Origin of the sequence: Caldinitratiruptor microaerophilus, from assembly GCF_025999835.1 — a bacterium.
GTDB classification, from domain to species: domain Bacteria; phylum Bacillota; class Sulfobacillia; order Symbiobacteriales; family ZC4RG38; genus Caldinitratiruptor; species Caldinitratiruptor microaerophilus.
Genome location: NZ_AP025628.1, coordinates 1,880,950 through 1,901,901, shown reverse-complemented (window position 1 = coordinate 1,901,901; position 20,952 = coordinate 1,880,950). Strand labels below are relative to the sequence as shown.

The following is a 20,952-nucleotide window of genomic DNA, read 5'->3' as shown; positions in this document are numbered from 1 at the left end:
GAAGGGCGGATGAAGCCCCCGCGGTTTGACTACGAGGACCCTCGCACCCTCCCGGAGGCGCTGGCCCTGCTGCGGCAGCACGGCGAGGACGCGAAGGTGCTGGCGGGCGGGCAGAGCCTCGTGCCGGCGCTCAACATGCGGCTGACTGCGCCCCGGCTGCTGGTGGACCTGAACCGCATCCCGGAGCTGGCGTACATCCGGTCGGATGGCGACATGCTCGCCATCGGCGCCATGACCCGCCACGCCGAGGTCGAGCACTCGCCCTTGGTGGCCGACTGGCAGCCGCTCCTGCGGGAGGCCGTTCGGCACGTGGGGCACGTCCAGATCCGCAACCGGGGGACGGTCGGCGGGAGCCTGGCTCACGCCGATCCGGCCGCCGAGCTGCCGGCGGTCTGGGCCTGCCTGGACGGCCGGTTCCGCATCGCCGGCACCGGGGGCGTGCGGGAGGTCGGCCCGGACGACTTCTTCGTCATGTATTACACCACGTGCATCGAGCCCGGCGAAATCCTCGTGGAGGTGCGGCTGCCCCGGCTGCCGGAGACGGCCGGGTACGCCTTCGTGGAGATGGCGCGCCGCAGTGGCGACTTCGCCATCGTGGGCGTGGCCTGCGTCGTCGACATGGGCGGAGACGGGGCCGTCCGGGAGGCGCGGATCGCCCTGACCGGGGTGGGGACGACCCCGATCCGGGCGCGGGGGGCGGAGGCGGTGCTGCAGGGCGAGCGGCCCGGTGAGAAGGTCTTCGCGGAGGCCGGCCGGAAAGTGCGGGAGGCCGTGGAGCCGGAGTCGGACATCCACGCCACGGCGGAGTACCGCCGGCACCTGTCGGACGTCCTGACCCGCCGTGCCCTCCGTCTTGCCGTTCGCCAGGCGCAGAGGGGGGCGGAGGCGTGAGCACGCGGACGATCCGGGTGCGGGTGAACGGCCAGGAGTACGAGCGCGAGGTGGAGCCGCGCCTTCTCCTGAGCGACTTCCTGCGCCACCACCTCGGGCTCACCGGGACCCACGTGGGTTGCGAGCACGGCGTGTGCGGGGCGTGCACGGTGCTCCTGGACGGCAAGCCGGTGCGCTCCTGCCTCCTGTTCGCCGTGCAGGTGGACGGCCACTCGGTGACGACCGTCGAGGGGCTTGCCGACGGCGACCGGCTGCACCCCGTCCAGGAGGCGTTCCGGGAGCACCATGCGCTTCAGTGCGGGTTCTGCACCCCTGGCTTCGTCGTGACCGTCGCCGGCTACCTGGCCGAGCATCCGCTTCCGGAGAGCGAGGAGGAGATCCGGGAACTCCTCAGCGGCAACCTCTGCCGGTGCACGGGGTACCAGAACATCGTCGCGGCGGTACGTGACGCCGCGTCGCGGATGCCGGAGGGAGGGGAGCGCAAGTGAGCACGCGCTACTTCGGGCAGCCCATCCGGCGCAACGAGGACCTGCGTCTGCTCACCGGGCGCGGCGTGTACGTGGACGACATCTCGCGGCCGGACATGCTCCACGCCGCCGTGGTCCGCAGCCCGTACGCGCACGCCCGCATCCGGCGGATCGACGTGGCGCGCGCCCGGCAGATGCCCGGCGTGGTGGCCGTGTACATGGCGGACGACCTCGGGCCGCTGAACGGGCCGCTCCCGCTCCTCATCCCCCACGACGACCTCGTTCACGGCCGGACTCAGTCCGCCCTCGTGAAGGACAAGGTGCGCCACCTGGGCGAGGCGGTGGCCTTCGTGGTGGCGCAGGACCGTTACCTGGCCGAGGACGCCGCCGAAGCGGTGGAGGTCGACTACGAGCCCCTGCCGGCCGTGCACGACCTGTTGCAGGCGCTGGACCCGGCCGCGCCCCGCGTCCACGACGACATGCCCGACAACGTCGCCGCCCGGATCGTCCGCAACGTGGGCGACTACGACGCCGCCCGGGCCCGGGCGGACCTCGTGCTGACCGAGCGCCTCCGCATCGACCGGGGAACGGCGGCCTCGATGGAGACCCGCGGCATCGTGGCGATCCCAGAAGGCGACGGTTACACGATGTACGTGAGCACGCAGGCGCCGGTCGCGTTGCGGAACGGGCTGGCCGGCTGGTTCGGGCTCCCGCAGATGAAGCTGCGGGTCATCGCCCCGGACGTCGGCGGCGGCTTCGGGCCGAAGGTCATGATGTTCTACCCCGAGGAGGTCCTCGTGCTGTTCGCGGCCATGAAGCTCCGGCGGCCGGTCAAGTGGATCGAGGACCGGCGCGAGAACTTCGTGGCCACCACCCAGGAGCGGGAGCAGGTCCACGAGGTGGAGGTCGCGGTCAGCCGGGACGGGACGCTGCTCGGCCTGTACACGCGGTTCGTCCACGACAGCGGCGCCTACACGCCGTACGGGATCCAGGTGCCGATCATCACCCTTACCACGCTGCCGGGTCCGTACCGCCTGCGCAACTACCGGGTGGAAGGCACGGTGGTGTACACCAACAAGCCGACGGTCACCCCCTACCGCGGGGCCGGGCGCCCGCATGGGGTGTTCGTCATGGAGCGGATGATGGACCGCATCGCCGAGGCGCTCGGGATGGACCCGCTGGCGGTGCGGCGCAAGAACTTCATCCAGCCCGACGAGTTCCCGTGGGACACCGGCCTGATCTACCAGGACTGGGCCCCGACGCGCTACGACAGCGGCAATTACCCGCTCCTGGCCGACACGCTGGTGCGCCTCCTCGACCTGGACCGCGTCCGGCGGGAGCAGGAGGAGGCCCGCCGCCAGGGCCGGTACGTAGGGGTCGGGATGGCGTTCTACGTGGAGGGCTCCGGCCCGGGCCCCTACGAAGGGGTACGGGTCCAGGTGGAGCCCTCCGGGAAGGTGCTCGTCGCCACGGGCGTGGGGACCCAGGGACAGGGGCACTTCACCTCGTTCGCGCAGGTGGTGGCCGACCAGCTCGGCGTGCGGGTGGAGGACGTCCACGTGGTGACCGGGGACACGGCAGCCATGGGGTGGGGGATCGGCACCTTCGCGTCCCGGGCGGCCGTGGTGGTGGGCAACGCCGCCCACCTGGCCGCGCAGGCCGTCGCCGACAAGGCCCGCCAGGTCGCCGCCCGCCTCCTCGAATGCAGCCCGGACGACATCGAGCTGGCCGATGGCCGGGCCCGGGTGAAGGGGGCGCCGGCTCGCTCCCTCTCCCTCGGCGAGGTGGCCTTCCGGGCCAACCCGCTGCGGGGCACGTTGCAGTTCGGCGAGCCGGGGCTGGAGGCGACCCGCTACTTCAGCCCCCAGCAGTCGACCTTCCCGAGCGGCGGCCACGCGGCCGTGGTGGAGGTCGACCCGGAGACGGCGCAGATCCGGGTCCTGCGGTACTGCGTGGTGCACGACTGCGGAACCGTGATCAACCCGATGATCGTCGAGGGGCAGATCCACGGGGGGGTGGCGCAGGGGATCGGCGGCGTGTTCTACGAGAAGCTGGTCTTCGACGAGAACGCCCAGCTGCTGACCTCGACCTTCATGGACTACCTCCTGCCCACTGCCAGCGAGGTGCCCCACATCGAGACCGACCACATCGAGACTCCTTCTCCGCTCAACCCGCTCGGGATCAAGGGGGCCGGCGAAGCCGGGGTCATCCCCGTGGCGGCGGTCTTCGCCCAGGCCCTGGAGGACGCGCTGCGTCCCTTCGGGGTGCGGGTGACCGAGATGCCCCTGAGCCCGGCGCGGCTCTGGGACATGATCCGGAAAGGAGGTGGGACGCCGCCTGCAGCCGGAGAAGAGGTCGGAAACGAGACATCACCGAGGGAAGGGAGGCAAACTTAATGACAGCGGGCCGGGTGATCGGATACCTGCCGCAGGATCGACCCCCATTCGGGGCGCTTGTCAGCCTTGGATTCCAGCACGTGCTCACCATGTTCCCTGCCACCGTGCTGGTGGCGATCCTCACCAAGTTCGACGTCGGCGTCACCCTGTTCACGTCGGGTCTGGCCACCATCGTCGCTGTCGTGGGGTCGGGCGGCCGGATTCCGCTGTACTACGGAGGCAGCTTCGCCTACATCGCCCCCGTGGTCGCCGTGGTCGGCGCGTCCTGGGGCGGCCACCGCGTCGCGCAGGTGGGCATCGTGGCCACCGGGCTGGTGAACATCCTGGCCGGACTGATCATCCAGAGGGTGGGCAAGCAGGCCCTCGACCGCGTGCTGCCGCCGGCGATCACGGGCTCGGTGGCGATCGTGATCGGGGTGGCCCTGGCCAAGGCGGCTCTCGACATGGCGTCGCAGAACTGGACGATCGCGCTCCTGACGCTGGTGGCCACCGTGCTGTTCTCGGTATACCTGCGGGGCAAGGGGCTCCTCGGCATGTTGCCCGTGCTCCTGGGGGCGGCCGTGGGGTACCTGGTGTCCCTGGCGGCCGGGCTGGTCGACTTCAAGCCCGTGCTCGAGGCGCCCCTGTTCGCCATGCCGAAGTTCCAGTTCCCCGCCTTCACGGCCCCCGGGGCCTGGCAGGCGGTCCTGGCCATCGCGCCCATCGCCATCGCCACCATCCCGGAGAGCACGGCGCACCTGTACCAGATCAGCCTGTACATCGACAAGCTGGCCGACGAGCTGGGCCGGCCACGGCTCGAGGTCAAGCGGCTGATCGGGCTCAACCTCGTCCTGGACGGGCTGTCCGACATGATCAACGGCTTCTTCGGGGCGTCGTCGGGGACCAACTACGGCGAGAACAACAGCCTCATGGCCATCACCCGGAACTACTCTACCCCCGTGCTGGCAGCCGCAGGGGTCATCGCCATGGCGCTCGGGTTCGTGGCCAAGCTCTCGGCCCTCATCTCCACCCTGCCGATCTTCGTCACCGGCGGCCTGGCGATCTACCTCTTCGGGGTCATCGCCATGCAGGGCGTGGCGCTCATGCAGGAGGAGAAGGTGGACCTCTTCGACCCGCGCCAGCTCGCCATCGGGGCGATCATCCTCGTGATCGGGCTCGGCGGCGCTGCCATGGAGGGCGGCAACATCCCGATCTGGGGAATGAAGCTGCCGTCGATTGCCACCGCCGCCGTGGTCGGCATCCTCCTGAACCTCGTCTTCCTCGCATTCGACCGCCGGTCTGCCGGTGCCCGGCCCGGGGCGCACGCCGAGCCGGCCGTGGAAGCGCACGACTGACAGCCGTTGCCGGTAGGTAAGGGAGGAAGGGCGCATGAACCAGTTCCTCGATCTCAGCAACGTCCGCGTGCTCGACCTGTCCCAGGATTTCAGCTCCAACTCGCCGGCCTTCGCCCGGTACGAGGGTCCCACCGTCAAGTGGGTCAAGCGGATCGCCTTCGAGGGGGTGAACGCGCAGCACATCTCGTCGACGATCCACCTCTCCACGCACCTGGACAGCCCCTGGCACTTCTACGACCCCGGTCCTGACGTGGCGGGCATCCCGGTCCAGCATCTGTTCGGTCCGGCCGTCGTCGTCGACCTCGAAAAGATGGGCGTCGGCGACTACGACCTGTACGGGCCCGAGCACTTCGAGGCGTGGGAGAAGAAGACGGGCATCCGGATCGAGAAGGGTGACATCCTCCTCATCCACACCGGCTTCCACCGCTACTACAACGAGCAGTGGTGCCCGACGAAGTGCGGCGAGGCCAAGCCGGACCTCCCCCGCTACTTCCTGAACCAGCCCGGGCCGAAGAAGGAGTTCGTCCAGTGGGTGCTCGACCGCGGGATCCGCTGGATCGCCATCGACGCCATGTCCACCGACCATCCGTTCGACACCGTGGTCCGGCAGGTGCGGCCGGACGTGGCGGAGACCGTGCGCAAGCACCTGGGCGTCAAGGACCTGGACGAGGTGTTCCCCCAGGAATGGTACCAGATGACCCACACCAAGCTCTTCCCGCACGGCGTGTTCCACGTGGAGAACATCGGCGGCGAGATCGACGAGATCCTCGACCAGCGGGTGTGGGTGGGCTGCTTCCCGTTCCGCTTCCGGGGCGGCGAGGCGGCGTGGTGCCGCATGCTGGCGTTCGTCCCCGCCAGGTAGCCGGGCCGTCTCAGCCGGGGGAGCGGAGGGGCCACCCCCCTCCGCTTCTCGCTCCGGCGACTCCGGGGTGCTCGAAAGGATGTGACGCCGTGCCGGTCCAGACCGTCGTCAAGCCGAACACGTACCACGACTCGGTCGCCCTCATGTCCATCTCCCAGAAGCTCATGGAACTCCCGGGCGTGCGGGAGGCCGTGGTCGCCATGGCCACGGAGATGAACAAGGAGATCCTGGAGCAGGTCGGGCTCCTCACGGACTCTGCCCGGGCAGCCAGGGAAACGGACCTGGTCATCGCCGTCGACGCGGAGACCGACGAGGCGCTGGCGGCCGCGCTGGAGCAGGCGGAGGTCCTCCTCCGGAAGGGCTCCGGAGGGGGCGATCGTGGGTCGGGGGGCGCTCTGCCGCGGACGCTGACCGCCGCGCTCAGCCAGGCCCCGGGCGCGAACCTCGCCTTCATCTCGGTGCCGGGCGCCTACGCCGGGCGGGAGGCCCGCAAGGCGCTGGAACACGGCCTCCACGTGATGCTGTACAGCGACAATGTCCCCCTCGAGACCGAGGTGGCCCTCAAGCGCCTGGCCCACGAGAAGGGCCTGCTCCTCATGGGCCCGGACTGCGGGACGGCGATCGTGGGTGGGGTGGGGCTCGGCTTCGCCAACGCCGTGCGGCGGGGTCCGATCGGCATCGTGGCGGCGTCCGGGACGGGCTCCCAGGAACTCAGCGTCCTCATCGACCGGCTGGGAAGCGGCATCTCCCACCTCCTCGGCACGGGGGGCCGGGACCTGACCGCCGAGGTGGGCGGTCTCATGATGCGGGACGGCCTGCGCCTCCTGGCGGAGGATCCGGAGACGGCGGTCATCGTGGTCCTCTCCAAGCCGCCGGCTCCGGCCGTGGCACAGCGGCTCGCCGCCGACATAGGGGCGATCTCCAAGCCGGTCGTGACCTGCTTCCTGGGCGGCGAGGGGGCCCTGTCCATCGACGAGGCCGCCGTGCAGGCGGTCTCCCTCGCCACCGGGCGGCCGGTCGCCGAACTGGAGGCGCAGATCGGCTACGGTGGGCCGCTGCCCGCCCTCCCGGTCCGCCCCGGCCGGCGTTACGTCCGCGGCCTCTTCTCCGGCGGTTCGCTGTGCGACCAGGCGCTCGCCGTGCTGGAAGCGCGGGTGGGGCCGGTCCTCTGCAACGTGCACCCGGTGGCCGAGCGCCGGGGCGGCGTGGACCGCAGCCGCGGCCACACGCTCCTGGACCTGGGAGACGATACCTTCACGGTGGGACGCGCACACCCCATGATCGATCCCACCGTCCGCAGGCAGCGGCTCCGGGCCGAGGCCGCCGACCCCGAGACGGCCGTCATCCTCCTCGACATCGTCGCGGGCCACGGGGCACACCCCGACCCGGCGGGGGCACTGGCGGACGAGATCGCAGCGGCCGTCGCCGGGGGCGTCGCGGTGGTGGCGTCGGTCACGGCGACGGAAGCCGACCCCCAGCGGCGGTCGGAACAGGAGGAGCGGCTCCGTGCGGCGGGCGCGGTGGTCCTGCCCACGGCGCGCCTCGCCGCCCTGACCGTTGCCGCCAGCCTGGAGGGGAGGTAGGGTCCACGATGAGCCTCTTGCGTCAGCCCCTGCACGTCCTGAACGTGGGAACCGCCCACTTCGCCGACAGCCTGAGGGCTCAGGGGATCGCCGTCACCCAGCTGGACTGGCAGCCGCCGGCGGGCGGCGACCCGCGCCTCGTCGCCGCGCTGGAGAAGCTCAGCCACCCCAGGGTGGAGGCTGCGAACGCCAGGGCCCTCGAGATCATTCTCAGCGGTCACCCGGTGTGGGTCGACGTTGCCACGGCCGGCGAGGTCATCCCCGGGATGACCCGGACCACCATCCTCCACTCGGGGCCGCCCAACCGCTGGGAGACGATGGCAGGCCCCCAGCGGGGGGCCGTCATGGGGGCCCTGATGCTCGAGGGGCTCGCCCGGACGCCGGAGGAGGCAGCCGAGCTGGCTGCCTCGGGGGCGATCACCTTCCGCTCCAACAACGACGTCGGCGCCGTGGGACCGATGGCCGGGGTCACGTCGTACTCCAGCGCGGTGTTCGTGGTCGAGAACAAGGCCTACGGCAACCGGGCGTTCGCCAATCTGAACGAAGGGTACGGCAGGGTTCTCCGGATGGGGGCCTACGCTCCGGACGTGCTCGACAAGCTCCGCTGGATCAACACGGACGTGGCCGAGACCCTGCGGCACGCGGTCCGGGAGATGGGGGGCCTCGACCTCCGGAGCCTGATCGCCCAGGCGCTGCACATGGGCGACGAGTGCCACAACCGGAACAAGGCCGCCGGATCGCTGTTCTTGCGGGAGGTGGCCCCGTACGCCGTTCGGGGGCCGCTGGGCCCCGACCGGGTAGCCCGGGTGCTGGATTTCATCGGCCACAACGAGGTCTGGTTCGTGAACCTTTCCATGGCGGCCGCCAAGGCCACCCTCGACGCGGCGCGAGGCGTCCGGGACTCGACCGTGGTCACGTGCATGTCCCGCAACGGTTACGAGTTCGGGCTGCAGGTCTCGGGGCTGCCCGGGCGGTGGTTCACCGGCCCGGCTCAGAAGGTCCGGGGCCTTTACTTCCCCGGCTTCACCGAGGCGGACGCCAGCCCGGACATCGGCGACTCGGTGATCACCGAGACCGCAGGAATCGGCGGGTTCGCCATGGCGGCGGCGCCGGCCATCGTCCAGTTCGTGGGCGGCACCGTGGACCTGGCCATCGAGCTGACCCGGAAGATGTACGAGATCACGCTGGCGGAGAACCGGTACTACCAGATCCCGTACTTCAACTTCCGCGGCACGCCCACAGGCATCGACGTCCGCCGCGTCGTCGAGACCGGCATCCTGCCGAGCATCAACACCGGCATCGCGCACAAGGACCCCGGGGTCGGGCAGGTGGGAGCCGGTCTCGTGAATCCGCCCGCCAACATCTTCGCCGACGCCCTTCTGGCCCTCGCCGACGCCTTCGACGGGTAATCCGCAGCGCTTCGCCAAGCCGGGAGGAGCGATGGCAGCCATTCAGGGCGGAATGACGATCGTGGTCACGCTCGGGAGCGGCACGATCCTGCGGCCGGGGCAGCGCGGGAGCGCCGCGGAGCAGGCGGAGAACCTGGAAGCCACCGGACGGCAGCTGGCGCAGCTCGTGGCTGCCGGTCACCGGCTCGTGGTCACCCACGGGAACGGGCCCCAGGTGGGGAACATCGTGCTCCAGAACGAGGAGGCCCGGGCTCTCGCCCCGCCCATGCCGCTCGATGTCTGCGGCGCCGAGAGCCAGGGGCAGATCGGCCTCCTGATCCAGAACACCCTCGACACTGCCCTCTACCGGGCGGGAATCCGGCGGCCCGTCGTCTGCCTCCTGACCCGGGTACTGGTGGATCCGGCGGACCCGGCGTTCCATGCCCCCACCAAGGTGGTCGGCCCCGTCTACTCCGCCGCCAAGGCCAGCGAACTGACGCGGCGCGGGTACGTGCTGCAGCGCGATGCGCGGGGGTGGCGGCACGTGGTGCCGTCGCCGGAGCCCCGAACCGTGTGTGAGAGCCCGCAGGTGAAGTCCCTTCTGGATGCCGGTTGTGTGGTCATCGCCGCGGGAGGTGGGGGAGTCCCCGTGGTGCGCGCACCCGACGGCCGCGTCCGGGGGGTGGAGGCCGTGGTGGAGAAGGACCTGGCCGCCAGCCTCCTGGCCGTCGAGATCGCGGCGGACATGCTCGTCTTCCTTACGGGCGTCCCCCATGTGATCGCGCGCTGGGGGCAGGATGGCGAGACCGGCCTGAGGCGGCTCACCGTCGCCGAGGCCCGCGGCCTCGTGGCGAGCGGGGATCTACCGTACGGCAGCATCGGCGTCAAGGTGGAGGCGGCGGCCCGCTTCGCCGAGCGCCGGCAGCGTCCTGCCCTCATCACGGACCTCTCCACGCTGGGCAGGGCCCTCGCCGGCGAAGGAGGTACGGTCATCGAGCCGTGATGCTGGCCGTCCGTGCCTACCGGGGCGCGGCGGCACCTCGGGCGCTGATGCGACCTTACGACCGGGAGGCGCGGGGATAAGGCAAAAGTTCACAAGCTGACAGGGTGACAGGAGCCTGGGGTGAGCGCGGCGAAACCCACCCTAAGACTTGCATGGACCATGTAACGGAAGTTTACGCGCCGAAACTTCCGAGATGTGATGTTTCCACAAGGGAGGGACCGCCGTGGAGCACCTGGGAGCCATCACGGTTCGGGAGGCGGTGGAACTCATTCCGGGGGCCCGGGTGCTGGCGGGGACCGGCGGGATGGAGCGCGCGGTCCGCTCGGTGGGGGTGCTGGAAGCGCCCGATGCCCTGCGCTTCGTCAAGGCAGGGGACTTCCTCATCACGGCGCTGTACGCCATCCGCGAAGACCGCGCCGCGCAGATCGACCTGGTGGGCCAGGTGAACCGCCTCGGCGCCGCCGCGCTGGCGGTGAAGCAGTCCTACGTGCGGGAACTCCCCTCCGAGATGCTCCTGAGTGCCACCGAGCTCGCCCTCCCGCTGATCGTCCTGCCGCCCGACGTTCCCTTCTCGGAGGTGATGCAGCCGATCTTCGCCAAGATCGTGAGCCGCCAGGCCACCGTGCTCAGCCGGCAGCACGAGACGCACCGGGAGATGATGAAGGCGGTTCTCGAGGGGCGCGGGCTGGAGTCGCTGGCTCTCAGCCTCTCGGGGCTGCTCGGGAACCCGGTGGCCATCCTCGACGCCGCCCGGCAGGTCCTGGCCTGGGCGCCCGGGACCCTGGCGGGGGACGAGGCGGAGGAACTGGAGCGCCAGAGCGCCCGGGAGGCCAGCCAGAGCGAGTACCTCCTGTCTGCGGGCGAGACGCTGCACCGGCACGAGGTCGTGCGCTGGCAGGGTCGGACCTTCAGCCGCGTGGTCACCCCGGTGGTGGTCGGGAGCCGAGCGCACGGAGAAATCGTGGTCTGGGAAGCCGGCCGGCCGGTGGGCGAACTTGACCTGATCACGCTGGACTCGGCGGCCACGGTGGTGGCCCTGGAGTTCACCAACCGGCGGACCCTGCTGGAGGTGGAGCGCCGGTACCGCAGCGAGTTCCTCGCGGCGCTCTTCGCCCCCGAGATACGGTCCGAGGCCGCGCTGATGCAGCGGGCGCGGCTCTACGGCCTGGACCTCGCCGCGCCGTACTACGTCGTGGCCGTCAAGGCGGAGCCCGCCTCCGTCCATTCCCCCCAGGAGGCCGCGGCGGCACAGGCCGCGGCAGACCAGCTCTACGAGGCAGTGTGCCGGCTTGCCGGCGCGGAGGCGCTGACCGGGGAGGTCGAGCTCCACACGGTCGTCCTCAGGCGGCCGAGTGGCAGGGGGGATGGCCGGGCGGAGGCCATGGGGTTCGCCCGGCACCTCCTGGAGCAAGTGCGGCCGTTCGGCCGGTTGCTCCGACTGAGCATCGGGGTCGGGAGCGTCCAGCGGGGCGTGGAAGGGGTGAGGCGCAGCTTCCTCGAGGCGCGGCGGGCGGCGGCGATCGCCGAGCGGGTGTGGGGGCCTGGCCGGGTTGCGCACGTCGACGACCTGGGCGTGTTCCCGATCCTGGACATGATCGGCCCGTCGGACGAGATGGAGCGTTTCCTGTCCAGCATCCGCCGTCTGGTCGAGTACGACCTGGCCCACCGCACGGATCTCGTGCGCACGCTGGAAGCCTTCTTCGCCAACAAGGGCAACGTCCGCCGCGTTGCCGCACAGCTCTACGCCCACTACAACACGGTGCTGTACCGCCTGGAGCGCATCCAGCAGATCACGGGCATGGACCTGGAGGACGCGGAGAGCCGGCTCCACCTCCAGCTAGCCTTGCACGCGGCGCGCCTGCGTGGGCTCGTTCCGTCGCCTGCGGTGGGCTCCCTGGCCTAGACGGAGGGGCGGCGGCGCGCACGAAACCTGACAACCGGCGGGGCTGGGCGGGCCCCGCTTTTGTGATGGTTCCACGACGATTCGCGCGGGTTCCGTCCGCTACCATGGGGATACGATGCGGTGGCAAGCAGCGACGCTCCACGCCCCGGTGCGGGCAGTTCTGGCCTCCGGCCGTGCGGGAACCGTTCTCAGTGCTCACCGCCGGGCGGTCAACCTCCGGTTCGGCGACGAGCTGGTCGGCCTCGTCGCGCCGGAGATCGGTGACGGACCAGGGCTCGTCGTCCTCGCCGACACCGGATCGCCGCCCGTCCCCGGGTGGGAGCCCGGCGACACCGTCCGGTGCGAGGGCGGCGTTCTCGTCGGTCCCGAGGGCGCGTGCGTGGCGTGGGGGCAGGCCCTCGACTGGGCGCCGCCGCCGCCGCCCGCCTGTGCCTCTGAGGCGCAGCTGCGGGAGGCGGCGGCCTGGCTGGCCGCTTCCCTCCCGGCGGCGGGCCGTCCGTGGGGGCTGGGGGACTGCTGCAGGACGCGGTGGGAGGGAAGGCTGGCGAGCGCGGCGGCGGCGCGGGTGGAGGCCCTCCGCACGGCCCTTCAGGGAACCGCGGGTACAGCGGCGCCGGCCGGGCTGGCGCGCGCCGTCGAGGCCCTGGTGGGGCTGGGACCCGGGCTCACCCCGAGCGGAGACGATTTCCTGGCGGGGCTCGTGTTCGCCCTGGGGCGCAGCGGTCACCCGGCCGCCGCCGTCCTGCGGCGGGCGATCGAGGAAGCCCTCGAGCGCCGCCGGACGACGGCGCTGTCCGCGCACTTCCTCCGCTGGGCCGCCCGCGGGGTGGCGGCGGCGGACGGCGTGCGGCTCGTGGACGCCCTGCTGGGCGGAGCCGCAGAAGGCCGGGCGGAGGCGCTCGCCTCTGTCCTCCGCCACGGAGCGACCTCGGGCTCCGACTGGGCTCTGGGCGTCCTGCTTGCCCTGGACGTGGTGTCGAAAGGTGAGGGCGATGGGGAAGACGGTCGTCATCGCGCTTGGGGGCAACGCCATCCTGCGGCATGGGCAGACGGGGACGGCGGAGGAGCAGGCCGAGAACGTCCGCACGGCGTGCCGCCAGATCGCCCGGGTGGTGGAAAGGGGCCACCGGGTGGTGGTGACTCACGGCAACGGCCCTCAGGTGGGCAACATCCTGATCCAGAACGAAGCGGCCCGGGACCGGGTTCCCGCCATGCCTCTGGACGTGTGCGGGGCACAGTCCCAGGGCCAGATCGGGTACCTGCTGCAGCGGGAGCTCGGGGTGGCGCTCCAGGCTCACGGTGTGCCACGCCCGGTGGTGACCGTCGTGACGCAGGTCGTCGTCGATCCGCACGACCCGGCCTTCCGGAATCCCACGAAACCCGTCGGACCCTTCTACGCGGAACACGAGGCCCGAGCGCTCATGCAGGCCAAAGGGTGGGTGATGCGCGAGGACGCAGGCCGGGGCTGGCGGCGGGTGGTGCCCTCGCCCGCCCCCCGGCGCGTGGTCGAGCTCGACGCCATCCGGGCGCTGGTCGGCCTTGGCGTGGTGGTCATTGCGGCGGGCGGGGGCGGAGTGCCGGTGGCCGAGGGGCCGGACGGGCTCCGGGGGGTGGAGGCGGTGATCGACAAGGACCTGACCGCCCAGCGGCTGGCGACGGAGCTGGGCGCCGACCTCCTCGCCATCCTCACCGACGTCCCCCGCGTCTACCTGCGCTACGGCACGGCGGAGCAGCAGCCGCTGGACCGGGTGACGGCGTCGGAGCTCGAAGCGTACCTCCGGGAAGGGCACTTCGCCGACGGGAGCATGCGGGCCAAGGTGGAAGGGGCGATCGCCTTCGTGCGGGCGGGTGGCGAGCGCGCCGTCGTCGCCGCGCTGGACGAGGCGCTGGCGGGGGTCGAGGGGTACAGCGGCACCCAGGTGATTCCGGATGCCGCGGCGGCTCAGGTCCCTGAAGGGATGTGGCAAGCGTATGTCGAAATCGGAGACTCGAATCGATCATCGACTTCGAGCCCCCGGGCCGAATCCGGCAACAGGCCCGGACGGTGACGAAGGCGGAAGGTGAGCGCCGCCTTGGCGGAATCGACCGCTCAGCCCCGGACCCCCCGGGGCGAGCGAACCCTCGCCCGCCTGCTGGCGGCGGCCGAGGAGGTCTTTGCCGAGAAGGGCTTTCACGGCGCCAGCGTCTCCGACATCACCCGGCGCGCCGGCGTGGGGCTCGGCACCTTTTACTTCTACTTTCCCGGAAAGCTCGCCATCTTCCGGGAAGTGGTACGCAGCCTCAGCCGGGAACTGCGCCGGGAGACCGCCGCGGCCGCGGCGGGCGCCGGCGACCGGGTGGAGGCGGAGAAGCGGGCCTTCACGGCGTTCTTCCGGTGGTCGGGCCGCCACCGGAGCCTGTACCGGCTCCTGGCCCAGGCGGAGATCGTGGACCCGGCCCTGGCGCGGGAGTACCACGAGTCGATCGCCCGGGGGTACAGCCGCGTGCTGGCCGAGGCCCAGGCGCGCGGCCAGGTCCGGGCGCTCGACCCGGAGACCCTGGCGTGGTGTCTCATCGGCGCGGCCGAGTTCGTCAACCGGCGCTGGAACCTCTGGGAAGGCAAGGCGCCGCCGCCCGGCGTCGAGGAGGCGGTCTACCAGTTCCTGGGCGTGGTGCTGAGCCCGGAGCCGGCGGGGTCCGCCGGGCAGCAGCGCAAGGACAGGCGGTAGGGGAGGGAGAGGCGATGGCCGGCGAACACGACGACATCCGCCGGCAGAAGGAGCGCTGGGAGCGGGAGACGGTCGGCAAGGCCCTCCGGCGCTCCCCCGAACGTCAGGAACAGTTCGCCACCCAGTCCGGTCTTCCCGTGGAGCGGCTGTACACGCCCGCCGACGTGCCGGTGGACTACCTGCGGGACCTGGGCTTTCCTGGCGAGTACCCCTTCACCCGCGGCGTGCAGCCGACCATGTACCGCGGGCGGCACTGGACCATGCGCCAGTACGCCGGCTTCGGGTCGGCGGAGGAGACCAACCGCCGGTTCCACTACCTCCTCGAGCAGGGGCAGACCGGCCTCTCGGTCGCCTTCGACCTGCCGACCCAGATCGGCTATGACTCGGACAGCCCCTGGGCCGAGGGGGAGGTCGGCAAGGTCGGGGTGGCGATCGACTCGCTCCTCGACATGGAGATCCTCCTGGACGGCATCCCGCTCGACCGGGTCACGACCTCGATGACCATCAACGCCCCGGCCTCCGTGCTGCTGGCGATGTACGCCGCCGTGGCGGAGAAGCAGGGGGTGCCGCTGGACAGGATCGGCGGCACGGTGCAGAACGACATCCTGAAGGAGTACGCCGCCCGGGGGACCTACATCTTCCCCCCGCGGCCCTCCATGCGGCTCATCACGGACATCTTCGCCTGGTGTGCCGAGAACATCCCCAACTGGAACACCATCTCCATCTCCGGCTACCACATCCGGGAGGCCGGGTCCACGGCGGTGCAGGAGGTCGCCTTCACCCTCGCCAACGGGATCGCCTACGTGCAGGCGGCGCTGGAGAGGGGGCTGGACGTGGACACCTTCGCCCCCCGGCTCTCCTTCTTCTTCAACGCGCACAACGACTTCTTCGAGGAGATCGCCAAGTTCCGTGCCGCCCGCCGCCTCTGGGCCCGCATCATGCGGGAGCGGTTCGGGGCGAAGGACCCCCGCTCCTGGATGCTGCGCTTCCACACGCAGACGGGCGGCTCGACGCTCACCGCCCAGCAGCCCGAGAACAACATCGTGCGGGTGACGGTGCAGGCGCTCGCGGCGATCCTGGGCGGGACGCAGTCCCTGCACACGAACTCCTTCGACGAGGCGCTCGCCCTGCCCACGGAGAAGTCGGTGCGGATCGCCCTGCGGACCCAGCAGATCCTGGCCTACGAGAGCGGGGTCACGGAGACGATCGACCCGCTGGCCGGTTCCTATTACGTGGAACACCTCACGAACGAGATCGAGCGCCAGGCCCGGGCCTACATCGACCGGATCGACGCGATGGGCGGCGCCGTGGCCGCGATCGAGGCCGGGTTCGTGCAGCGCGAGATCCAGGAGGCGGCCTACCGCTACCAGCGCGAGGTGGAGTCCGGGCAGCGGGTGGTGGTCGGGGTCAACCGCTTCCAGATCAACGAGCCTCCGCCGGAGGATCTCCTGAAGGTCGACCCCGCCGTGGCTGAACGGCAGAAGGAGAAGCTCGAGCGGGTGCGCCGGAGCCGCGACGCGGCGGTGGTCCACACCCGCCTGGAGGCCCTGCGCCGCGCGGCCGAGGGCGACGACAACCTCATGCCCCCCATCTTCGAGGCCGTGAAGGCCTACTGTACCCTGGGCGAGATCTGCGACACGCTGCGGTCGGTCTTCGGCGAGTACCGGCCGCCGGAGACGATCTGAGACGACTCGCACCGAAAGGGGCCAGCACCCATGGACGCCACGACCCCCCGCATCCGCGTGTTGGTCGCCAAGCCAGGCCTCGACGGCCACGACCGGGGCGCCAAGGTGATCGCGCGGGCGTTCCGCGACGCCGGCTTCGAGGTGGTCTACTCCGGCTTGCGCCAGAGCCCGGAGCAGATCGCCGAGGCGGCCCTGCAGGAGGACGTCGACGTCGTCGCCCTCTCCAGCCTCTCCGGGGCGCACAACACCCTGTTCCCACGCGTGGTGGAGGCCCTCCGGGCGCGAGGGCTCGGCGACGTCCTGGTGATCGGCGGGGGCGTGATCCCCCACGACGACATCCCCCGGCTGAAGGCCGCCGGCATCGCCGAGATCTTCACCCCCGGCACCCCGACCTCGGTCGCCATCGAGTTCGTGCGCCGGTGGTACGCGTCCCGGTCGGCTGCGGTCAGTTCCTAGTAGCTGGTGCCAACGGGAGAGGTCTGCTATGATCGAGAAAGTGGATCACCTGGGCATCGCCGTCCGGGACCTGGAGGCGGCGATCCGGGTGTGGCGGGATGCCCTCGGCCTCCACCTGGAGCGGATCGAGGAGGTGCCCACGGAGAAGGTGCGCACCGCCTTCTTCGCGGCCGGGGAGACGCACATCGAGCTGCTGCAGTCGACCGACCCGGCCGGGCCGGTGGCCCGCTCGATCGAGAAGCGCGGGGAGGGCATCCACCACGTGGCCTTCGCGGTGGATGACATCGAGGAGGCCATGGCCCGGGGCCGGGCCGCCGGATTGGAGTTCCTGTCGGACGAGCCGCGCCCGGGGGCGGGTGGGACCCGGGTGGTGTTCGCCCACCCCCGCTCCGCCTACGGGGTGCTCGTGGAGCTGGTAGAGAAGCCGCGGGAGGATCGTCGTTGAGCATGCAGGAAAAGATCCGCCGCCTGCGGGAGGAAACGGAGCGCCTCCGGCAGGGGGGCGGGGAGAAGGCCATCCAGAAACGCCGGGAACAGGGCAAGCTCACCGCCCGTGAGCGGCTGGAGCTCTTGTTCGACCCGGGCACGTTCACGGAGATCGACCTCTTCGTCAAGCACCGCGGCACCGAGTTCGGCCTCGACCGCAAGGAGATCCCGGCCGACGGCGTGGTCACCGGCTGGGGGCTGGTGGACGGCCGCACGGTGTTCGCCTACTCGCAGGACTTCACCGTGCAGGGCGGGAGCCTGGGCGAGAAGCACGCGGACAAGATCGTGAAGGTGCTCGAGATGGCCCTCAAGGCCGGCGCACCCTTCGTCGGCATCAACGATTCGGGCGGCGCCCGCATCCAGGAGGGCGTCGACGCCCTGAACGGGTACGGGAAGATCTTCTACCGCAACACCCTGGCCTCCGGGGTGATCCCGCAGCTGTCCGTCATCATGGGGCCGTGCGCCGGCGGCGCCGTGTACTCCCCCGGCCTCACGGACTTCGTCTTCATGGTCGAGGGCGGTTCGTACATGTTCATCACGGGGCCGGAGGTGATCAAGTCCGTCACCGGCGAGGACGTGACCTTCGAGGCCCTTGGCGGGGCCGCCGCACACATGACCCGGTCGGGGGTGGCGCACTTCTCGGCGGCGGACGAGCCGTCCACGCTGGCCCTGGTGCGCCGCCTCCTCAGCTTCCTGCCCTCCAACAACATGGAGGACCCGCCGGCCCTGGACACCGGCGACCCGGTCGACCGGGAGGAGTCGGCTCTGGCCGACGTGGTGCCGGTCGACCCGAACAAGCCCTACGACGTCCGCGACGTGATCCGGCCCGTCCTGGACGGCGGCGACTTCTTCGAGGTCCAGCCCCAGTGGGCGATGAACATGGTGGTCGGCTTCGGCCGGCTGGGCGGGCGCACGGTGGGCATCGTGGCCAACCAGCCCCGGGTGCTGGCCGGGACCATCGACATTAATGCCTCCGACAAGGCGGCCCGGTTCATCCGGTTCTGTGACGCGTTCAACATCCCGCTCATCACCTTCGTCGACACCCCCGGCTACCTGCCGGGGACGGCGCAGGAGCACGGCGGGATCATCCGGCACGGGGCGAAGCTCCTGTACGCGTACTCCGAGGCGACCGTCCCCAAGCTCACCGTGGTCCTGCGCAAGGCGTACGGCGGTGCCTACCTGGCGATGTGCTCGCAGTCGCTGGGGGCCGACTTCACGGTGGCCTGGCCCACGGCGGAGATCGCCGTGATGGGCGCCGACGGCGCGGCGCGCATCCTCTTCAAGCCGTCCCCGGACGAGGGGGATCCGGCCCGGGCCCTGCGGGAGTGGACCGCCGCCTACCGGGAGCGCTTCAACACCCCCTACATGGCCGCCGCCCGGGGCTACGTGGAGGCGGTGATCGAGCCGCAGGCCACCCGCCCTGTGCTCGCCCGGGCGCTGGCGGCGCTGGGAACCAAGCGGGAGTCGCGGCCCGCCCGCAAGCACGGGAACTTCCCCGTCTGACGCCGGAGTGGGCGGCGCACCGGGCCCTGTCGTCAGTTCGAACGATCAAGCGAGGGATCGCCCAGCATGACCCGCAAGTTCCGCGTCACGATCGGCGGGGTCACGTACCTGGTTGAGGTGGAGGAGGTCGGCGCCGCGGCGAACCCTGCGGCGGTGCCCGCCGCCGCGCCGGCCTGGCCGGCGGCTCTCCCCCAGTCCCCTGCTCCCCAGGCCGCACCGCCGGCGCCACCCGCCCCGCCCCCCGCTCCGCCGCCCGTCCACCCGGTGCCGGCCCCGTCGCCCGCGGCGCAAGCCGCTCCGGCCGAGCCCCGGCGGGCCCCCTCCCGGGAACCCACCGCCGGCGGAGAGGTCGTGCGCGCGCCCCTGCCCGGGACCATCGTGGCGGTGCGCTGCCAGGTGGGCCAGGCCGTCCGGGCCGGCGACGTGGTCGCCGTGCTCGAGGCGATGAAGATGGAGAACGACATCACAGCGCCGCGCGACGGCACCGTCCGGGAGATCCTGGTGGAGAAGGGTGTCACCGTCGGGCTGGGCGATGCCCTCGTGGTGATCGGCTGACCGCTGCGCCGCGGGCGGCCGGCCCGGTCCCGCCCCCACGGGGACGCGGGAGGAGGCGCGGCAGCGTGCGGGAGACACCGGCGCCCGGTGATCCGGCGGCCCGGCGGCCGGCCGGCGCGGGCGAGAAGTGGTTCGTCCTCGGCGTCGTCGGGGTCGGCACCTTCATGTCCGCCCTCGACGGCAGCGTGGTCAACATCGCCATCCCCCTGATCCAGCGTCACTACGGGGCGACCATCGGGGACGTGAGCTGGGTCGTGACCGCCTACCTGCTCGCGATCTCCTCCCTCCTGCTGGCGTTCGGCCGCCTCGGCGACATGTGGGGGTACAAGGGCGTTTACAGCGCCGGGTACGCCGTGTTCGGGGCTGGCTCTCTCCTCTCCGGCCTTGCCCCGGACCTCGGCGCGCTGGTCGCCGCGCGCGCCCTGCAGGGAGTGGGGGCGTCGATGCTCATGGCGATCGCCCCCGCCCTCATCGCGACCAGCTTCCCCGCGGCCGAGCGGGGTCGGGCGCTCGGCCTGCAGGCGACCCTGACCTACGCCGGGCTCACCGTCGGGCCGAGCCTGGGCGGCTGGATCGCCGGGCGGTTCGGCTGGCACTGGGTGTTCCTGGTGGGCGTGCCGGTATCGGCGGCGGGCGGCCTGCTCGCCCTGGCCGTGCTGAAGGACGGCGGCCGGAGGGTCCGCCAGCGGTTCGACCTGCCCGGGGCGGGGCTCCTGGCGGCCGGCCTCACGGCCATCTTGCTGGCGCTCAGCCGCGGGGAGACGTGGGGCTGGCGCAGCCCCGCGGTCACCGTCCTGCTCGCCGGCGGAGGTCTTCTGCTCGCGCTCTTCGTGGTGCAGGAGCGCCGGGCAGCCGACCCCATGATGCCGCTGTGGCTCCTGGGCCGGCCCGCGTTCGCCGGCGGGGTGGCCGCGGCGTATCTCCAGTACACGGTGGTCTTCATGTTGACCTTCCTGCTCCCGTTCTACCTGCAGGGGCTGCGCGGCCTCAGCCCGCAGCAGGCGGGGGCCGTCATGACCGCCCAGCCCGTGGCGATGGTGGCCGTGGCGGCCGCCAGCGGCTGGCTTTCGGACCGGGTCGGCTCCCGCCTGCCGGCCACCGCGGGGATGGCGGCGCTGGGGGCCGGCCTGTGGCTCATGGCCCGGGCCGGAATCCAGACCTCTCCCGGCGATCTCATGGCCCGTCTGGGGCTCGTCGGACTCGGCTCCGGCCTCTTCACGGCGCCGAACAACAGCGCGATCCTCGGCGCGGCGCCTCGCGACCGGCAGGGCGTCGCCTCCGGCCTGCTGGCAGCAGCCCGCAACGTTGGCATGGTGACAGGCGTGGCGCTGGCAGGAAGCCTCTTCGCCTTCCTCCGGGGGCGGCTCTTGGCCGCAGGGGCGGACCCGGGCGGGGCGTTCCTGGCCGCCTTCCGCGCCACCGTCCTGGTGGCGGTGGGCCTGGCGGCCGCCGGCGCACTCCTTTCGTTGCTCCGCCCGGACACCGAGGGCGACGGGCGGCGGGGAGAAGCTCGTGGTTAACCGTCGCTGCCATGGTTTCCGGTCAGGGCCTGTCCAGTGGACGGGCCCTTCGCCGTCCTCGGCCCTCACGGACTTTCCGGCATCCCGCGCCAAGCCAACAACCTTACGGAGTTTGCATGGGTTGTTGGCTGTTGCTGGATGTGGTAGAATGAGCAGCAGGCAGGTGGAACATCCGGGATGCCTGCGCACCCGTCGCCGCTGTGAAGGGGGGG

Annotated in this window: 17 protein-coding genes and 1 pseudogene; all 18 read left to right on the top strand. The window is 71.6% G+C overall.

All coding sequences use genetic code 11. The features are described 5' to 3' along the window. Positions 1-9: 9 nt before the first annotated feature. The 18 genes and pseudogenes from caldi_RS09240 (at position 10) to caldi_RS09160 (ending at position 20,740) form a co-directional block, all read left to right on the top strand. Positions 10-891: an FAD binding domain-containing protein gene (locus caldi_RS09240; protein ID WP_264841488.1), complete on the top strand. Its 882-nt coding sequence runs from the start codon at positions 10-12 to the stop codon at positions 889-891. Further along, a complete protein-coding gene (locus tag caldi_RS09235) occupies positions 888-1,379 on the top strand; it encodes a (2Fe-2S)-binding protein (protein WP_264841487.1) in 492 nt (163 codons plus the stop codon). The genes caldi_RS09240 and caldi_RS09235 overlap by 4 nt, the downstream gene beginning before the upstream one ends. After that, positions 1,376-3,754: a xanthine dehydrogenase family protein molybdopterin-binding subunit gene (locus caldi_RS09230; protein WP_264841486.1), complete on the top strand. Its 2,379-nt coding sequence runs from the start codon at positions 1,376-1,378 to the stop codon at positions 3,752-3,754. Before caldi_RS09235 ends, caldi_RS09230 begins: the two co-directional genes overlap by 4 nt. Then, positions 3,754-5,088, top strand: coding sequence for a uracil-xanthine permease family protein (locus caldi_RS09225; protein ID WP_264841485.1), 1,335 nt, complete (start codon positions 3,754-3,756; stop codon positions 5,086-5,088). The genes caldi_RS09230 and caldi_RS09225 overlap by 1 nt, the downstream gene beginning before the upstream one ends. Before the next feature lie 34 nt (positions 5,089-5,122). Further along, the gene (locus caldi_RS09220; protein ID WP_264841484.1) at positions 5,123-5,950 is read left to right on the top strand and encodes a cyclase family protein; all 828 of its coding nucleotides are present in this window, start codon (positions 5,123-5,125) and stop codon (positions 5,948-5,950) included. Between the two features lie 89 nt (positions 5,951-6,039). Continuing rightward, on the top strand, positions 6,040-7,533 hold the full coding sequence (gene fdrA / locus caldi_RS09215) for an acyl-CoA synthetase FdrA (RefSeq protein ID WP_264841483.1): 1,494 nt from the start codon (positions 6,040-6,042) through the stop codon (positions 7,531-7,533). Between the two features lie 8 nt (positions 7,534-7,541). Further along, positions 7,542-8,942: a YlbE family protein gene (locus caldi_RS09210; protein WP_264841482.1), complete on the top strand. Its 1,401-nt coding sequence runs from the start codon at positions 7,542-7,544 to the stop codon at positions 8,940-8,942. Between the two features lie 31 nt (positions 8,943-8,973). Beyond that, the gene (locus caldi_RS09205) at positions 8,974-9,924 is read left to right on the top strand and encodes a carbamate kinase (RefSeq protein WP_264841481.1); all 951 of its coding nucleotides are present in this window, start codon (positions 8,974-8,976) and stop codon (positions 9,922-9,924) included. A gap of 223 nt (positions 9,925-10,147) precedes the next feature. Beyond that, positions 10,148-11,827: a PucR family transcriptional regulator gene (locus caldi_RS09200; RefSeq protein ID WP_264841480.1), complete on the top strand. Its 1,680-nt coding sequence runs from the start codon at positions 10,148-10,150 to the stop codon at positions 11,825-11,827. A 115-nt stretch (positions 11,828-11,942) separates the two neighbouring features. After that, a pseudogene (locus caldi_RS17790) lies at positions 11,943-12,734 on the top strand (oxamate carbamoyltransferase subunit AllH family protein); the annotation flags it as partial. Between the two features lie 85 nt (positions 12,735-12,819). Then, positions 12,820-13,875 (top strand): carbamate kinase, encoded by a 1,056-nt coding sequence (gene arcC / locus caldi_RS09195; RefSeq protein WP_264841479.1) that lies wholly within the window; start codon positions 12,820-12,822, stop codon positions 13,873-13,875. A 24-nt stretch (positions 13,876-13,899) separates the two neighbouring features. Beyond that, positions 13,900-14,535 carry a TetR/AcrR family transcriptional regulator gene (locus tag caldi_RS09190; protein ID WP_264841478.1) on the top strand — a complete coding sequence of 212 codons (636 nt, stop codon included), beginning with the start codon at positions 13,900-13,902 and terminating at the stop codon, positions 14,533-14,535. 14 nt (positions 14,536-14,549) lie between these two features. Beyond that, positions 14,550-16,220 (top strand): acyl-CoA mutase large subunit family protein, encoded by a 1,671-nt coding sequence (locus tag caldi_RS09185; RefSeq protein WP_264841477.1) that lies wholly within the window; start codon positions 14,550-14,552, stop codon positions 16,218-16,220. 30 nt (positions 16,221-16,250) lie between these two features. Then, the gene (locus tag caldi_RS09180; RefSeq protein ID WP_264841476.1) at positions 16,251-16,676 is read left to right on the top strand and encodes a cobalamin B12-binding domain-containing protein; all 426 of its coding nucleotides are present in this window, start codon (positions 16,251-16,253) and stop codon (positions 16,674-16,676) included. A gap of 28 nt (positions 16,677-16,704) precedes the next feature. Continuing rightward, entirely contained in the window at positions 16,705-17,121 is a 417-nt protein-coding gene (gene mce, locus caldi_RS09175; protein ID WP_264841475.1) for a methylmalonyl-CoA epimerase, read from the top strand. Continuing rightward, a complete protein-coding gene (locus caldi_RS09170; protein WP_406568077.1) occupies positions 17,118-18,665 on the top strand; it encodes an acyl-CoA carboxylase subunit beta in 1,548 nt (515 codons plus the stop codon). The genes mce and caldi_RS09170 overlap by 4 nt, the downstream gene beginning before the upstream one ends. A gap of 66 nt (positions 18,666-18,731) precedes the next feature. Further along, the gene (locus tag caldi_RS09165; RefSeq protein ID WP_264841474.1) at positions 18,732-19,220 is read left to right on the top strand and encodes a biotin/lipoyl-containing protein; all 489 of its coding nucleotides are present in this window, start codon (positions 18,732-18,734) and stop codon (positions 19,218-19,220) included. Between the two features lie 65 nt (positions 19,221-19,285). Continuing rightward, on the top strand, positions 19,286-20,740 hold the full coding sequence (locus caldi_RS09160) for an MFS transporter (RefSeq protein WP_264841473.1): 1,455 nt from the start codon (positions 19,286-19,288) through the stop codon (positions 20,738-20,740). Positions 20,741-20,952: the final 212 nt, after the last annotated feature.

Coding starts and splice junctions, on each gene's coding strand:
- caldi_RS09240 (WP_264841488.1), top strand. CDS start 10: ATGAAGCCCCCGCGGTTTGACTACGAGGACCCTCGCACCCTCCCGGAG.
- caldi_RS09225 (WP_264841485.1), top strand. CDS start 3,754: ATGACAGCGGGCCGGGTGATCGGATACCTGCCGCAGGATCGACCCCCA.
- caldi_RS09220 (WP_264841484.1), top strand. CDS start 5,123: ATGAACCAGTTCCTCGATCTCAGCAACGTCCGCGTGCTCGACCTGTCC.
- caldi_RS09210 (WP_264841482.1), top strand. CDS start 7,542: ATGAGCCTCTTGCGTCAGCCCCTGCACGTCCTGAACGTGGGAACCGCC.
- caldi_RS09205 (WP_264841481.1), top strand. CDS start 8,974: ATGGCAGCCATTCAGGGCGGAATGACGATCGTGGTCACGCTCGGGAGC.
- arcC (WP_264841479.1), top strand. CDS start 12,820: ATGGGGAAGACGGTCGTCATCGCGCTTGGGGGCAACGCCATCCTGCGG.
- caldi_RS09185 (WP_264841477.1), top strand. CDS start 14,550: ATGGCCGGCGAACACGACGACATCCGCCGGCAGAAGGAGCGCTGGGAG.
- caldi_RS09180 (WP_264841476.1), top strand. CDS start 16,251: ATGGACGCCACGACCCCCCGCATCCGCGTGTTGGTCGCCAAGCCAGGC.
- mce (WP_264841475.1), top strand. CDS start 16,705: ATGATCGAGAAAGTGGATCACCTGGGCATCGCCGTCCGGGACCTGGAG.
- caldi_RS09165 (WP_264841474.1), top strand. CDS start 18,732: ATGACCCGCAAGTTCCGCGTCACGATCGGCGGGGTCACGTACCTGGTT.